8 protein-coding genes and 3 pseudogenes are annotated in these 14,843 nt (G+C 57.6%); 6 read left to right on the forward strand and 5 right to left on the reverse strand.

The features are described from left to right. The first annotated feature begins 101 nt into the window (after window positions 1-101). Window positions 102-1,247, forward strand: coding sequence for an IS630 family transposase (locus tag IVB22_RS03975; protein WP_247516019.1), 1,146 nt, complete (start codon window positions 102-104; stop codon window positions 1,245-1,247). Window positions 1,248-1,682: 435 nt separating this feature from the next. Then, window positions 1,683-2,693 carry a polysaccharide deacetylase family protein gene (locus IVB22_RS03980; protein WP_247516020.1) on the forward strand — a complete coding sequence of 337 codons (1,011 nt, stop codon included), beginning with the start codon at window positions 1,683-1,685 and terminating at the stop codon, window positions 2,691-2,693. On the opposite strand, the pseudogene IVB22_RS41835 reads toward IVB22_RS03980, so the two are convergent. Next, a pseudogene (locus IVB22_RS41835) lies at window positions 2,622-3,086 on the reverse strand (heparin lyase I family protein); the annotation flags it as partial. The gene IVB22_RS03980 and the pseudogene IVB22_RS41835 sit on opposite strands and share 72 nt — an antisense overlap. A 24-nt stretch (window positions 3,087-3,110) precedes the next feature. Further along, the gene (locus IVB22_RS03985; protein WP_247516021.1) at window positions 3,111-3,830 is read right to left on the reverse strand and encodes a hypothetical protein; all 720 of its coding nucleotides are present in this window, start codon (window positions 3,828-3,830) and stop codon (window positions 3,111-3,113) included. Between the two features lie 461 nt (window positions 3,831-4,291). Here IVB22_RS03985 and IVB22_RS03990 point away from each other — a divergent pair, with 461 nt between their 5' ends. Continuing rightward, complete coding sequence (locus IVB22_RS03990; RefSeq protein ID WP_247516022.1) at window positions 4,292-5,287, forward strand: class I SAM-dependent methyltransferase; 996 nt, start codon at window positions 4,292-4,294, stop codon at window positions 5,285-5,287. 285 nt (window positions 5,288-5,572) lie between these two features. Here IVB22_RS03990 and IVB22_RS03995 read toward each other — a convergent pair whose 3' ends face one another. After that, window positions 5,573-6,601: a glycosyltransferase family 4 protein gene (locus IVB22_RS03995; protein ID WP_247516023.1), complete on the reverse strand. Its 1,029-nt coding sequence runs from the start codon at window positions 6,599-6,601 to the stop codon at window positions 5,573-5,575. 845 nt (window positions 6,602-7,446) lie between these two features. On the opposite strand from IVB22_RS03995, the gene IVB22_RS04000 reads away from it, so the two are divergent. From IVB22_RS04000 to asnB, 3 genes are all read left to right on the forward strand, one after another. Continuing rightward, window positions 7,447-9,099 carry a GMC oxidoreductase gene (locus tag IVB22_RS04000; protein WP_308200352.1) on the forward strand — a complete coding sequence of 551 codons (1,653 nt, stop codon included), beginning with the start codon at window positions 7,447-7,449 and terminating at the stop codon, window positions 9,097-9,099. Then, a complete protein-coding gene (locus tag IVB22_RS04005) occupies window positions 9,080-10,105 on the forward strand; it encodes an aldo/keto reductase (protein WP_247516025.1) in 1,026 nt (341 codons plus the stop codon). The genes IVB22_RS04000 and IVB22_RS04005 overlap by 20 nt, the downstream gene beginning before the upstream one ends. A gap of 332 nt (window positions 10,106-10,437) precedes the next feature. Continuing rightward, window positions 10,438-12,339 carry an asparagine synthase (glutamine-hydrolyzing) gene (gene asnB / locus IVB22_RS04010; RefSeq protein WP_247516026.1) on the forward strand — a complete coding sequence of 634 codons (1,902 nt, stop codon included), beginning with the start codon at window positions 10,438-10,440 and terminating at the stop codon, window positions 12,337-12,339. Between the two features lie 476 nt (window positions 12,340-12,815). Here the strand turns inward: asnB and IVB22_RS04015 are convergent. After that, window positions 12,816-13,251, reverse strand: a pseudogene (locus tag IVB22_RS04015) (transposase); the annotation flags it as partial. 68 nt (window positions 13,252-13,319) lie between these two features. Then, window positions 13,320-14,298 (reverse strand): annotated as a pseudogene (locus IVB22_RS04020) (helix-turn-helix domain-containing protein). Between the last annotated feature and the right edge of the window lie 545 nt (window positions 14,299-14,843).

Below are 14,843 nucleotides of genomic sequence, written 5' to 3' on the forward strand. Positions count from 1 at the left end.
GATTCCATGAAACCTGCGCTGCTGGAGCAGGCTGAATTGGTGGAACGGACGGGTTGTTGGCGGATTCCTCGTTTGCGGTCGGCGAAACGAGGAGCTGTATCATGGCAGGATGGCGGCGAGCGGTCGAATTGGCAATGAGTGATGAAGAGATAGCGACCTTGGCGGCGCTTTCGCGGTCGAGAACTGAGCCGGCGAGCCGGGTATCGCGCGCGCAGATGCTGCTGGCGTATCGGGAAAATCCTTCGTTCTGCGCGGTGGGCCAGAGACTTGGGGTCCATCATCAGACGGTGCAGCGCTGTGTCGAGCGAGCACTGGCCGATGGCCCGCTGGCAGCCCTCGACGATCGTCCGCGACCGGGCAAGGAGCCAACGATCACGCCTGAGGCCAAAGCCTGGTTGGTGTCGTTGGCATGCGACAAGGCCAAGGACCACGGCTATCCACATGAGTTGTGGACGACGCGGTTGCTGGCACGCCATGCACGCGAGCACGGGCCGGCGGCAGGACATGCGTGTTTGGCCAATTTGGTCCAGGGAACGGTGTGCAAGATCCTCGGTCAAGAGGAAATCAAGCCGCACAAGGTGCGCTACTATCTTGAAAATCGCGACGCCGAGTTCGAACAGAAGATGGCGGAGATCCTGTGCGTCTATCGTGAAGTCCAGGTCCTGAAGAAAGCCTCTGCCAAAGGAAGGAGGCGGGGAAAGCCGGTGACGATCGTCTCCTGCGACGAGAAGCCGGGAATCCAGGCTATCGCAACGACGGCGCCGGATTTGCCGCCCAAGCCTGGCGTCCACGCCACCTTTGCGCGCGATCATGAATACAAACGCCATGGCACGCTCAGCCTGTTGGCTGGGATCGATCTGCTCACCGGCAAGGTCCACGCCCTTGTCAAAGATCGTCACCGCAGTCGAGAGTTCATCGAACTCCTCAGGCTTATCGATGCCGCCTATCCGCCGAACACTGCGATCAAATTGATCCTCGACAATCATTCCGCGCACATCTCGAGAGAAACCAGAGCTTGGCTCGCCACTCGACCGGTTGGGCGCTTCGAGCTCACCTTCACCCCCAAGCACGGCTCGTGGCTCAATCTCATTGAGGGGTTCTTCTCCAAGTTCGCCCGTTCAGTCCTGCGCCATATCCGGGTGGCCTCAAAATACGAACCCAAGGAGCGCATCATGGCCGGTATCGACGACGTCAATCGCCATCCGGTCATCCACACGTGGTCCTACAAACTCGCCGAGGCCGCCTGATATGATTCGAACCAAGAAAACGCTGATCTAGTTGGTGCGCAAGCTGGCCCGGCGCTCGCGATCGTGATCTTGATGACATGCGCGCCGCCGCAGAGTAGACCACCGCAGCGGCCCCGAAACATCGAAACAGCGCAAACGTCTCGCAAGCCATTACGGCGAATGACATCGCGCAGCAGGATCTCCGTCGTCGGTTTCGAAAAACCGTCGTCTGATATCGGCTCGACCGGAGCATTTCGGCAAACGGAATCGCCCGGCGGGCTGAATACTCACCATTGGGTAGCCACTATGCCCCCGGTGAACTCCTCAACCCTTTTGCCTACACTTGCGGCGAAGTGGCACCCGCCAGAACTTGCGTCGGAAATCTGGGAGAGGCGGTTTTGCAGCATGGCTTCAGACCCTTGGCTGGACGGATTTCTGCTGCGGAGGTGGCCTTAAGTGAAGCAGCTGTTGAAAAATAGCCTGTTCTATGGGATCGGGTCCGCTGGACTGTTTCCAGTGTTTCGCAGATTCTTCGCTGGTAGGGCAGCCATCGTGATGTTCCACGAAATTCAGCGGGATTGTCGGTCAGAATTGATGACCGGCACTTCGGTTGATCTTTTTGAATATTCGCTCAGTTGGCTGCAGCGAGAAGGATGGGCGATTGTCAGCCTTGAGGAGTGCCTTGCGCAACTGGCCAGGAATGACCGATCGCGCCGCTATGCGGTCCTCACGTTTGACGATGGATATCGAGATAATGTCTCGGTAGCGCTTCCCATCCTCGAGCGCCACAACGCTCCATTCATGGTGTACGTGCCTACCGCCGCCTTAACGCGGACCATGCAGTCGTGGTGGTTGGGATTGCGCGAACTAATTCGCTCAAGAGAAGATGTCACAATCGATTCAATGGGGTTTCGGTTTCGCTGTCCTGACCCTCGGAGCAAGCGATACGCGCTGAGAAAAGTGGAGCAGTGGGTGCACCAGGATTTCAAACGTGTCGCAACGCTCACGATGACGTTCAATAAGGCTGGTATTTCAATGTCTGCGTTGAACGACCGATACTTCCTGGACGTGCGCGCGCTCCAGGGTCTGTCGCGTCACCCCCTCGCATCAATTGGCGGGCATACAACTTCACACGCGGCGCTAGCAACCCTGGATGCGACTTCAGCGCGAGACGAGTTGGCCGATAACCGCAACTATCTGGAGAATTTACTTCAGTTGTCCGTTCGGCATCTCGCCTATCCGTACGGCGACTACGGCCCACGAGAAGAGCATCTTGCCAATGAAGTGGGGTATGTGAGCGCCGTGACAACGCGACACGCTCAGCTAAGCGACCATCAGCCAAATGAATTCGCGCTTCCCCGCATTGGCGTTAGTAGTTCATTTGACTCAGAAACGTCATTCGCGGCACGAATGAGCGGTGTTCAGTCGGCAATGCTCACTCTGGGCGCCCGGCTCGGCCGGGCGTAGACCGGGATCCTGAAGAGCAACCGTCAATTCATTCGTCACCGTTGAGGCGATAACCGGTACTTCCGCTAAAGGAGGTGCTGCCCGAGGACGTCCCGTTGGATGGGGCGGGGGTACGCGGGATGTCGTGCCGCCCGAGGTGGTGGTCCCCGATGAACTCGTGCCACTCGTGGGCGCAGCTTGCGGACCGGTCGTTATCCGCAAATTACTGAAATCTGCCGTCATTGTTTCCCCCGCCGACCCGCGGTAAAGGCCTATCTTCCAGTAGTACTCGGAGTTGGTCGCTCCGACCGGGCCGTTATAGTTGACGATCTGAGTTCCATCTAGCCAGACACCGACGTAGCCACCCCCGCTCGGGCCCATTTTCACCTGGAAGTTCAGGTCCATCGGTTGACCCCGTACAACGGGATGCGGGGAACGCTAGACAAGAGTATCCGATGATTGATTCGGATGCTGGAGAATGACCACCAAGTGGTCGGATCCGTCCAGCCCGACCGAGAACGGAGCATATGTTGGCGCCACATTGGTGGTCGCGTGCAACTGGGTAAGGCGCAGCCACGATGCAGTATTCGTAGGGCCCGGTTGAATCGTAATCGTCTCAGACATGTTGATCTGAGTGCCCGCTGCATAGAGCGGCGAAAACTGAATCTCGGAACGGTTCGCCCCATTATCACTGTAATTGCCGACACTCCAACGATCCCCGGACCGAACCGAGAATTGGAGCGTGTTGGCATCGCGCTGTGTCAGGCTCCACGGCTGGTTCGCATTCTGGGCTTGCGCGCCAATTCCATCGACGGTGAATCTAGCGCCATTGGCACCTGAAAACGAGGTGATGTTCGGTGCACCCGTCGCGCCCGAGAGTACCGACGGTCGGCGTGTGCCTCCGGAAGCGGCGTCCGCCGAACTGAACCAGTGGGCGCCGCCCGACAATCTGCTGGTGGCGGGGGTCCACCAACCCCTGTCGCTTATTGTTTCCGATTCGAGTGGCGGCGTGGCATCGGACTCACTCATCGGGCTGTTCGCCCTATCCATGCTGGGCACCAGCAATATCGGGGGTTTGGCGAGTCCGTCGCCAATGATACCCGCATTGGCTGAGAGTGAGGTGATCAAGAATGGCACAATCACCCGCGCGACTATCAAGCTAGTCTTCCTCCACCAATCATGTCCGCACGCATGTTCACAGCGTCATGGCTTGAAACCAGGTCGGGCACGGCGCCAGAAGCGCAGGATGCCAGCATAGTGCCTGCTATCACACATTTCTGTCGCTAAGCAGTGTCCTCACAATTCTGGTGTCTCACACTTCCCCAACATGCACGAGGAGCCCGTTGCGTTAACGAGCAATGACTTCGGAACCGCACCAGGGTTCGATGACTGCAAGTCCCTAAGCATCGCTCGGCTTCTCCGCAAGGAGGATTGCGCGTGCGATGAACAACAAGCTGCTGTTTCCATTTCTGATTAACTCGAAAGAGCGGAAACTCACAGTTGCCCCCGCTTCGGAAGTTTGCTGAGTTCGAGGTTAGTTTGGATGATCCAATGACCCACCCGTCGTCGTGGATGACTGCAACGCGATAGTTCATGCAAAAGGGCTGGAAGTCGATGCGATGACCATGGAGTCTATTCTGAACCTCGCGCGGGCGGGACGAGTTGGTCGGATTGTCAGCGTTCTGAGGTATCGCCACCTAAGCCGGCACTTGAGAGCGCGCCAGCGTCCTCTTTCACCTCCTGGCAAGGAGCGTCTCGTAGCTGCTTTGACAAAGCACTACTTTCGCGATCCACCAGACTATCTCAGCACACAGGCGGGTAAGAAAGACCTCGACGACCATGTTATTGGCCGAACTTATGTAGATCGCAGAACCATCGTTCCTTGGCTTGATACGCTGTTTCGTTTAGATGGCGCTAAGATTATAGAGATCGGGTGCGGTACCTGCAGCTCAACTGTCGCCCTTGCCGAACAGGGAGCCGAGGTATTTGGTTATGATATAGACGAGGCTAGTCTGGCCGTTGGCAGCGAGCGTCTTTCCATCTACGGTGTTAAAGCAGACCTGATAAAGGGGAACGCTACTGAGATTCCCGCGGCGCAGATAGCGGAGGTCAACGCTGTTATATATTTTGCAACAGCGGAACATATGACCCTTGACGAAAAGCTGTCTTCATTCTCCGCTGTCTGGGGCTCCCTGCACAGTGGCGCCTATTTGATTGTGGTGGAAACTCCCAATCGCCTTTGGTGGTTCGATTCACATACCGCGTTGCTGCCTTTCTATATGTGGCTGCCAGATGACCTGGCCACGCACTATTCACGGTTCAGTCCGCGCTTCCCCTTCAATGAGCGATTGAGGCCACCGGTAACCGCGCAAACGCTCCTAAGTTTGACCAGAACAGGCCGGGCAGCCAGTTACCATGAATTTGAGTTGTCATTGGGGGGTCTTTCCGCGCTCCAGATCAGCAGCTTGAATCGCTGGAACCGCGGCAATCTGCTCCAATTTGCAAAATGGTTCGCTGTCGATCGCTCGTTCGAGAAATGGCTGCGACGCCACGGTCCGCGAGTAGGCAATGCATTTTATGAATCCTATCTTCAGCTTGCGATCCGGAAACCATAGGGCCAGCTGGTTCACGCCAAATCGGGACCGCGTTGAGCTGAGGCAGAACAACAATTAGCTTATTCGTCATCCGGCTTTTTCAGCACCTCGTGTGCTTTCATCAGTCCGTCGGTCATTGCGCGCCTTGCTGGCCGCGCACCTCGCCCAGTACAGGCCCGATATTGTCGCCGCGTATTTAAGCCCCGGTGAGGTCCGATGAGGGCCGCCCGCCGTGACCGCCGTGGCCCGGACCAAGATCGACGACGTCGTCGCTGCCGGCAACATTGTCCTCGAAATTCTGGCGTCTCAACATCGTGCCGCCTTTCGCCAGATCGATGCGAGGCGCGTGATGTAGGTGTTGATTTCATATCGCTCTGCATGGTCACGACGGGCGGCGTCGCCCAGACTTCGTCTCAACCCTCCATTTTCGAGTAATTGACTGAGCGCTTTGGCAAGAGCATCGGCGTCCCCAACAGGCACGAGGAGCCCGTTGCGTTCATGAGCAATGACTTCGGGAACCGCACCAACAGGTGTTGCGACCACAGCTACGCCGTAAGCGAAGGCCTCGATGATTACCATTGGAAGATTTTCGACAAAGGATGGCAGCGCAAGAATATCTGTCCGCTGCAGCAACGCGGCGGTTTCTGAAGGACCAAGCCAGCCCGGCAACTCCACTCGATCGACGATTCCCAGCCGTCGAGCCTGATCGCGGGTTTGCTCTACTTCTCCGCTTCCAGCTATGGTCGCCGTCCAATCGGTGCGACACGCCAGTTTTCCGAGTGCATCAACGAGTTGTGGCACACCCTTCTCTGGACGAACGTAACCGAGGAAGGTGATGCGCACTTGCCCGGATTCCGACCGGCTCCGATTTTGTTGGCTCGGGGTCGTGCTCGCATTCGGAAGGATCGAAATTTTATCTCGAAGGCTGGGAAGCCGATCGAGAATGACGCGCGCACCATAATCGCCCAGCACAATAATCGCCGCACTATCCGCAAACAATCGGTTGATGCTTCGACGCAAACATGTGCCGGCACCTGCCCAGAATTCGTCAAACTGGCCGGCGTGAAGATGAACGACGTAAGGCACTCCAAAATAGCGCGCTATAGCCGCGATGATCAGCTTGCGGTACGCGCTCCCGCGCCATGCGAGTTGACAGTGGATTAGGTCAACGTTACCGCGCGCTGCGGCGACACAGAATTGGACCAGCGCCCGCACAAAGACCAGCAGTGCCCAATAAGTGCTCTTCTGTCCCCTTGTTATCAGTCGCTCGGCCTTGACGCCAAGATCTTCGCGTCGGTCGATTGTATCAATGATGAGATCCGTTACGCGATCCATTCCTCCCTCCCCATGCGCGCCGTGGGGTGTAGCTACCAACAAGCGAAGGGCATTCTGGGTCGTACTCATCAAATACACCGAAATCCGTCATGACGCTGAGGCGGAGCCATCGCCGGCAATTCCCGCCTAACATTGCGGGCTTTGGTGGCGAAGATCAATCCGACGCTCGAGACGCGGCGCACCGACGCGCGATAGTTTCCGTGGCGGTGGATGGCCTGAAGGTCGTAATCCCCTCTCTATCACAAGCGTGGATCGAGATGACAGACCGCCTGCGTTATAGCTACGGTCCGAGAGATTGCGGATGTGGTGGGGACGGCGTTCACGTTGCGGGATTACGTGGACGGAAGCGAACGAAACTCGGTTCATCACCGAGTTACTCACAATTGGCTAGCCACTCAGTCCAGGGTAACAGCCCTTTTACCCTACCTGCTCAGCTCTCCCGAGGCTATTGTAGCAGGATGAAATATTGCGGTGTTCGGACTTGGCTATTTGGACTTGGCTAAGTCGACATGCCGCGGGCGGCGATGCGTCATTCCAGGATGCCCCATTGATGTCCTGACGATGGCCGATACGGTGGAATTTCGCAAGCAGGGCGACGGGTGGATGCACAGATTCCCCTCCGAAGTAACGGAGCATGCTGCGCGGCAATCCGTCAGTCTTCCGCCCCAACGATGGTACCTCGTGCCCTCGTCCAACGTTGAGCTCGTTCGGCACCGGTGCGGCGTCACTGGATGTCGCTGCATTTTGCTTTTTCGCTTAGCCATTCTCTGTTGGACTATGTTTTTAGATAGCTCATCTCCCTCCGGCTCGATGGGGATCTCGCTTGGATATAAGGGTTAGCCAAGGTGATCTGCACAACCTTTGATGGATTGGCCGACGCATCGCATGACGTCTGTATCATTGGCGCTGGCCCCGTCGGAATATGTCTCGCGGTGGAGCTCGAGAACCTGGGGTTCAGGGTCCTGGTTCTTGAATCGGGTCGTAGAGCGGCGGATCCTTACATCCAACAACTTTCCGACGCCGATATTGTCAGACCCGACATCCACGATGACATGGGCATTGCGATATCACGCCAACTCGGCGGAACATCGAATATATGGGGGGGTATCTGTGTAAGATTTGACCCGATCGATTTCGCCGAGCGACCGGGGCTGGTTGGGGCGCGCTGGCCGATCACCTACGAGGAACTGCTTCCGCACTACGGCAAGGCCTGCCGGTACACTCAATCGGGCGAGCCGATTTTTGAACTGCGGGTTCCCGGCGTTACGACCAACGACGGCACGTTCAGTTTTCATACCTTGGAGCGCGCAGTCAACCGCCAGAAGTTGCAGCAGGTTCATGGGAAAAACCTGGCAACCAGCCGCCGCATCGATGTTCGCCTCTGCGCAACGGTGGCGGGCATTGATTTCGCCCCGAACGGTCTCGTCACAGCGCTTGAGATCGTCCGTTCCGACGGTTCGCAGCGGCTGCGACTACCGGTGCGTCATCTCGTGATCGCGGCTGGCGGCTTAGAGAGCACCCGGCTGCTCCTTGCCGCCAAACGCAATTCGCCCGATCGGTTCGGCGGCAGCAATGGTCCGCTTGGCCGCTATTACATGGCCCACGTAACTGGCCACACTGGCGAGATCGTCTTTCGCAATCCGGCACTCGCTGGCGCATTCGACTTCTTTATCGACTCGCATGGTTCCTATGTCAGGCGCCGGTTTGTTCCTAGCGAAGCAACGCAGCTCCGCGAAGGAATCCTAAACAGCGCAATGTATCCGGTAGTGCCTGCTGTATACGATCCCCGACATGGCAGTGCAATTTTGTCCTTGGCCTACTTAGCTCTGGCTTACCCTCCTGTGGGCCGCCTTATCGTCTCAGAGGTGATCAGGAAGTTGCACATTTCGCCGGAGCCGGTCGACATCCCCGCCCATATGCTCAATGTCTTGAAGGGATTCCCGAGCGCGATAGCCGTTTCGACCGACTTCGTCTGGCGCCGTTACATGACGAAGTCGCGGCTGCCTGGCTTTTTCATTCGCAACAAGGATTTCCGCTACCGGCTTGCGTATCATGCGGAACAGACGCCGCAACCGAATAGCCGAGTGACGCTTTCAAATGATACCGATCGCACCGGCCTCGCAAAGATTTGCGTAGACCTTCGATTTGACGAAACCGATGCGCGCTCCATGGTGCGTACGCATGAGCTGCTTTCTGATTGGTTGACCAGAACTGGTTTCGGTTACCTGGAATGGAATGTCCCTGCTGACCAGCGCGTGGGCGCAATTCTCAGCCAGGCTAAGCACGGCGCACATCAGATTGGCACAATTCGAATGGGGACCAATAGGAATGACGGCGTGGTCGATAAAAACCTGCGCGCATTCGATTCCGCCAATCTCTTCGTAGTCAGCACAGCAGTGCTGCCGACGTCGGGACAAGCCAATCCCACCTTAACAGCGGTTGCCCTTGGCATGCGCCTTGCGGAACGTTGGAAAGTTCATGGTTTACCGTGCCGATGAAGTCAAAGTGCGCCATCCTGGAAGCAAGCAATACGGACAAATAGTGATGCAGCTCAGTGTAAAGGATGCCGGTCCTAGATCCGAAATCGGCATGGGATGCGCCTCCCTCGGCTCGCGCGTCGGTCGCCGGGAGGGTCTCAACGCGCTTGCTCGCGCGTGCGATGCCGGGATCACGTGGTTTGATGTGGCACCGTCATACGGCGATGCTGGAGCCGAGGCGATACTTGGGGACTTTGTGCAAGGAAGACGAGACAAGTTGAGGATCTGCACGAAGGTGGGGATCCGGCCGGCACGAACGCCGCTACTGCTGCGCGCGGCAAAGCCAGTGGTACGCGCTATCGTCGACTCCGTTCCAATGGCTCGAAAATACATAACCAGCGCGCGTCCGAAGGCGAAGAGTCTGCCGATCACCGCGGAGCTAATCTCGGCTAGTCTCGACGAAAGCCTGCAGCGGCTGCGGACGGATCACGTCGAAGTTCTCGCCTTACACGAAGCCGATGAGAATGAGGTGGTGCGTGACGATATTCTGACGGTGCTGGAACGAATCGTCAGAAGCGGCAAGGCAAAAACGATCTCCATTGCCTCTTCTTTAGAGGCTGGCTTGCTCGGTGTTGCACACTCGAGCATCTATCAAATCATTCAAGTTGCGAATAACCCTTTCGAGCCGTCCCTGGCGGAGGCAGCCAGACGACAGCCGTCGGGACGACCCATCACGTTTGTAACGCATAGCGCTTACGGCGCATTTGGGGCTCTCGATCGCTTGCGCGAACTGATCGAGTCGAACGCGATCAGGCTGCAGGTGTTGCACGAAGCCGGCTATCGCGGAAGCAGCGAGGAGATTGCCGCGGCGTTCCTGGCGGATTACGCGCTTGCGACCAACAAAGATGGAATCACGCTTTTTTCGATGTTTAAGAAAGAGCATCTGGAGTTCAACCTCCGCCGTCTGGAGCAGATGCCCGCAAAGGCACGGTTGCAAGAGTTGGCAAAGGGGCTAGCCGCAACTTGAACATGGGTGGGTGCAAATGCAGAGAGAGTTAGAACTTTCCATCGGCGCAAGAACTGTGGCGATGGTCCTCACTCTGCTGCTGCTTGCCGGCTCCCACATTCGATGCCAGTCAGGATATGTGCACCCGCGCATCAAATAGTCGGATGGCTTGGTCTTCGATCCGTCTGGCGGTGGTTTTTAAGGCGATGTCCAACGGGAGCGCATGGGCCAGCCTTGTCGTGCAGGGAGCGTGCTGATCGGCTGCGTGAGCACAAATAGGGTAATCCGTTTTACCCGTTGAGGGTCGTTCGTAGCTCCAGCACTGTTCGGAACGCAGAAGCTGGTGATGAGCGATGTGCGGGATTTTTGGCTGGATACTCCGAGGAGAGCACCGGCAAGATTACGAAACTCTTGCTCGCCTCACCAACCTTGTGAATCATAGGGGCCCCGACGGCTCGGGATATTGGCAGGCCGATACTGCGGGCGGGCGCCATCAAATCAGCTTTGGGCATCGGCGCCTCTCCATCATCGATGTCGAGGGCGGAACCCAGCCCATGTGGAGCGCTGATGGCTCCATCGCTCTCATCTTCAACGGAGAGATCTACAATTATGTTGAGCTGCGCGATGAGCTCATCGCGCTCGGCCATGTTTTTCGCACGTCCTCCGACACGGAAGTGCTAATCGAAGCCTACCGCGCTTGGGGACTCGATTCGATTAGACGTTTCCGCGGCATGTTCGCTTTCGGATTGTGGGATGCGACGGCTCAACACCTCGTCCTGGCGCGCGACCCGTTCGGCAAGAAGCCGCTGTTCATAGCCGAGAAATCAGGTCTCCTGTTCGCCTCAGAAATCGAGCCACTCCTCCAGTTTCCAGGCATGGATCGCCGCATCGATCCACATGCCGTCGAGCATTATATCCTCAATCGCTATGTGCCGGGCCCCGGGACATTTTTTCGCGCTGTTCGCAAGCTTCCACCCGGCTGCTATTTGGTGTGGCGCGATGGTCGCACAAACATTACCCGGTATTTCACACCACCGTTGGCGTCGGGAGAGCCCGACATCACAAATTTCGACGAAGCGGTTCGGATGTTCAAGGAGACCTTCGATGAGGCCGTACGCATCCGCATGCGAAGCGACGTTGCGTTTGGAGCCTACCTATCCGGCGGCATCGATTCGTCTGCGGTTGTCGCTGCAATGGTCCGCCATAGCTCTGAGCGCGTGCGCACCTTCTCAGTGGGCTTTCGTGAAGCTGCCTACTCCGAGCTCGATCACGCCCGCACCATCGCTCGCCAATTCGACACGAATCACGAGGAACTCGTGCTGGAGCCGCACGACTTTCTGAAAAGCTGGCCGACCGCCATACTGCGTCGCGGCGCTCCTGTTTCCGAAACGGCGGACATTCCAATCATGATGCTGTCGCATATGGCGGCAAGCAAGGTGAAAATGGTCCTCACCGGAGAAGGATCGGACGAACTATTGGGCGGCTATCCCAAGCACCGAGCCGAGTTGTGGATCGAGCTCTATCAGCGATTAGTGCCACGGATCATTCACGAAGGCATCATATCGCCCTTCATGCACGCACTTCCGTACGATATGCGTCGCGTCAAAACCCTCACCACCGCGGCGGGCGAGCGGGATTGGCCGAGTCGCATGCAACTCTGGTTTGGCGGGGTCTCCATGAACGACCGGGACAGGATTTTCGGGCGTCCACTACCTGTGATACCTCCGGATTCCCATCCGTTTTCGATGCGCATCGGCTCCAACGTTCGGCGCACGCTGTTCTTCGATCAGACGTCGTGGCTACCCGACAATCTCCTTGAGCGTGGCGATCGCATGATGATGGCAGCCTCGATTGAGGGCAGGATGCCATTCATGGACACTATTCTCGCCAAGCTTGTTGCGCGGTTTCCGGACAACTTCTTAGTCGGCCGGAAGGGCGGCAAGTCAGTATTGCGAACCGCGATGGAGCACACGCTGCCGCCAGGGATTCTGACGCGCAAAAAAATCGGATTTCGCGTGCCGATTGAGGAGTGGTTTCGCGGTCCGTATCACGAATTTGTTGCCGATTTGTTGCTCTGCGATGGTGCGCGTGTGGCAACCTTCTGCAACAGAAATATCTTGAAGCGCCTTGTCCACGAGCATCTCGCCCGCCGTCAAAACCATGAAAAGATGCTTTGGTCTCTGCTCAACCTTGAGATGTTTCTGCGTACCTTCAAGCCGTCAGGTCTGGAAAATCTAGCAATCGGGCGCGCATGATGATCATGCCATGCACCGCTCGATCTGCTTGTAGTTTCGCTGGGCGCACCGCGCGCGAAGACATCGACAAACTCATATCGGTCGTGAAACTTCAGTCTGAATGCCTGCATCGAAACGGCTTCCCCAGCTCCAATTTGAGCGATGCGTCAGGAGGGAAGTGATGAACTGTTTTGACGCGTGCTCGTGGAAAAACGATACCGCATCGATTGGCTAAAGCGCTTTCGAGGGCCTGTTCGCACGACGAAAACGCGTCAAAGCATCGGTTCTGAATCAACCGTCATGCTCTAGATGTGACGGGCCTGAACCGATTGGGGACTACCAAATCAGCAGGGTCCATGCTGGCTGATGCTGGAACTCAGCATCCGATGGGCGATTCTTGGCTTGCGGGAGCGGGTTGTTGTGGTGGGCGAGAGCCGCCGATCGGTGCTGAAAACTTCAGAGTCAGCGTCGCCAGTGACGTACACAATCATTCAAGCTCAATCTACTAGTACCTCGGCACAGAGGTTTTGACTCGTTGAAATTGGCCTGATTTGGCTGAGGGCTTTGGATAGGCGCTTTTTGGCGCGGGCCTTTTCGGTTGTGAACATCCATTTGACGCGGGCGCGGTCGGCATTGCGCCGTTTCTCCCAGGCGGCGGTCTCGGCGACGGGGCGGGCGAACTGTCGATGCGCCGATCGAGGCGTCGGCGGGCGAGGACACCGATCTCGATCTCGACCATGTTCAGCCAGCTGGCGTGCTTTGGGACGTAGTGGAACTCCAATCGGCGCAGGACTCGCCGTGCTTCGTCGGCCGGAAAGGCCTGGTAGAGCGCCCGGCCGAATGGGTTGAAAGATCGTCGAGCACGAGGCGGATGTGCTCGGCTCAGGGATAATGGATGTCGACGAGGTCGCGCATGCAGGCCGCAAAGTGTAAACGTCGGTACTTGACCTGACAAATGGCGCTTCGTCGTGGCGGGTGTCCGACGAAGATTGTGTCCGGCGTTACGCGGCCGGCAGCAATTTCTCCCTCGCAATGTGCAGCGCGTCAAGGAAGGTTTGCAGCGGCGTTTTTCCATAGCACCATCGTCCCTGATGCGGACGCGTTTCGTTGCAGGCCGCCACCCAACCATCGAGATCGCTTTGCAGTTCGTCGATGGTCCGATAGATTTTCTTGCGGAACGCCACGCGCGATAGAACTCGTCGAGCACGGTTCGATGGAACCGCGCGCAGATGCCGTTGGTCTGCGGGGCTCTTGGTCTTGGTGCGGGTGTGATCGATGTCCTCGACGGCGAGCTAGAGCTCGTAGTCGTGATGCTCGGGATTGCCGCAATACTCGGTGCCCCGATCGGTCAGCACCCGGCGCACGGCAATGCCGTGCTCCTCGAATCTCCGCCGCCGCGATCGGCGTCTTGCGGTCGTAGAGCTTGGCGAAGCCACCTTGGCGTAGGTATCGACGAAGGGTCTGCTGATAGATGCGGCCGATGCCTTTCATGTGGCCGACATAGAAGGTGTCCTGGACCGCAATAGCCGGGACATTCGCTCTCTCGAACTCGCGCGGACCTCCTTCTCGGTCTTGGCCTTCTCCAGCGCCACGACCTGGGCTTCGGTGAGGACAAAGCCGTCCTGGCTTCGAGCACCTTGAGGCGTTTCTTGGTGTTCGCCAAACGCAACCAGACGGTCCGCACCCCGAACGGCGAGATCGACAAGCCCTGTTTCTTCAGTTCGTTGGCAACCCGCTCCTGGACCTCAGGTCGGCTGCTCACGGCCGCCTCGACCTCGGGCGCGACCCGATTCTTGAGGATTGGCTTCTTGCGGCTGATCTCCTGCAGTGCCAGCTCGCCACCTTATACAGCTCCTTGAATCGGTAGAAGCTGTCGCGACTATATCCCATCATCTTGCAGGCCTGGCTGACATTGCCCAGCTGCTCGGCGAGTTCCAGCACGCCGACCTTGGCCCGGATGACCTTCTGTTCTTGCGTCATGAGGTAAGCTCCTGTGCAGGAGCCGGCGGGGCAGCGCGGGAGCGCCATCTGGGGTGAACGCCCCCGCTCGCCCCGCCGGCTCGTTGGCCCACCAATCCAAACTTAGATTAAGTCGAGCGGTCTGGCGCCAATACATCTTCCATTGGAACCAGACGCCTGGCGGTCTTGCGAATTCCTATGCTGGATGCTTGTAGTGGACAGCCACCCACTTGCGCCTTCCACCGAAGCGTGGCTGCGCTTGGGCATCCTCTTCGGGCGACGACTGTAATCCCGATCACCGGGCTGCCACCGCCTCAGCCACTTATAGCCCAAGTCAGGACTGATCCCGAACGTTGGCCAGCCTCCCTCAGGTGAGCTCCTTCTTGCAAGGCAATCACAAACTCTGTCGCTGATCAATGACCGACACCTCGCTCCGAGGCATGGACGGCGCGCCAATCTGACCAATCCAGCCCATTTGATGTGCCAGCTATATCTACGAACACCCGTGTCACGATTTGGGTAATCCTGATTCGCAATCCCGCGCGGGGAGTTTTGCTATTAGTGTA

The organism is Bradyrhizobium sp. 190, from assembly GCF_023073415.1.
In the GTDB taxonomy this organism is placed as follows: domain Bacteria; phylum Pseudomonadota; class Alphaproteobacteria; order Rhizobiales; family Xanthobacteraceae; genus Bradyrhizobium.

Bases quoted from the DNA above. Each gene is read 5' to 3' on its own strand.
- IVB22_RS03975 (WP_247516019.1), top strand. From the start codon at position 102: ATGGCAGGATGGCGGCGAGCGGTCGAATTGGCAATGAGTGATGAAGAG.
- IVB22_RS03990 (WP_247516022.1), top strand. From the start codon at position 4,292: ATGACCATGGAGTCTATTCTGAACCTCGCGCGGGCGGGACGAGTTGGT.
- IVB22_RS03995 (WP_247516023.1), bottom strand. From the start codon at position 6,601: ATGGATCGCGTAACGGATCTCATCATTGATACAATCGACCGACGCGAA.
- IVB22_RS04005 (WP_247516025.1), top strand. From the start codon at position 9,080: ATGGTTTACCGTGCCGATGAAGTCAAAGTGCGCCATCCTGGAAGCAAG.
- asnB (WP_247516026.1), top strand. From the start codon at position 10,438: ATGTGCGGGATTTTTGGCTGGATACTCCGAGGAGAGCACCGGCAAGAT.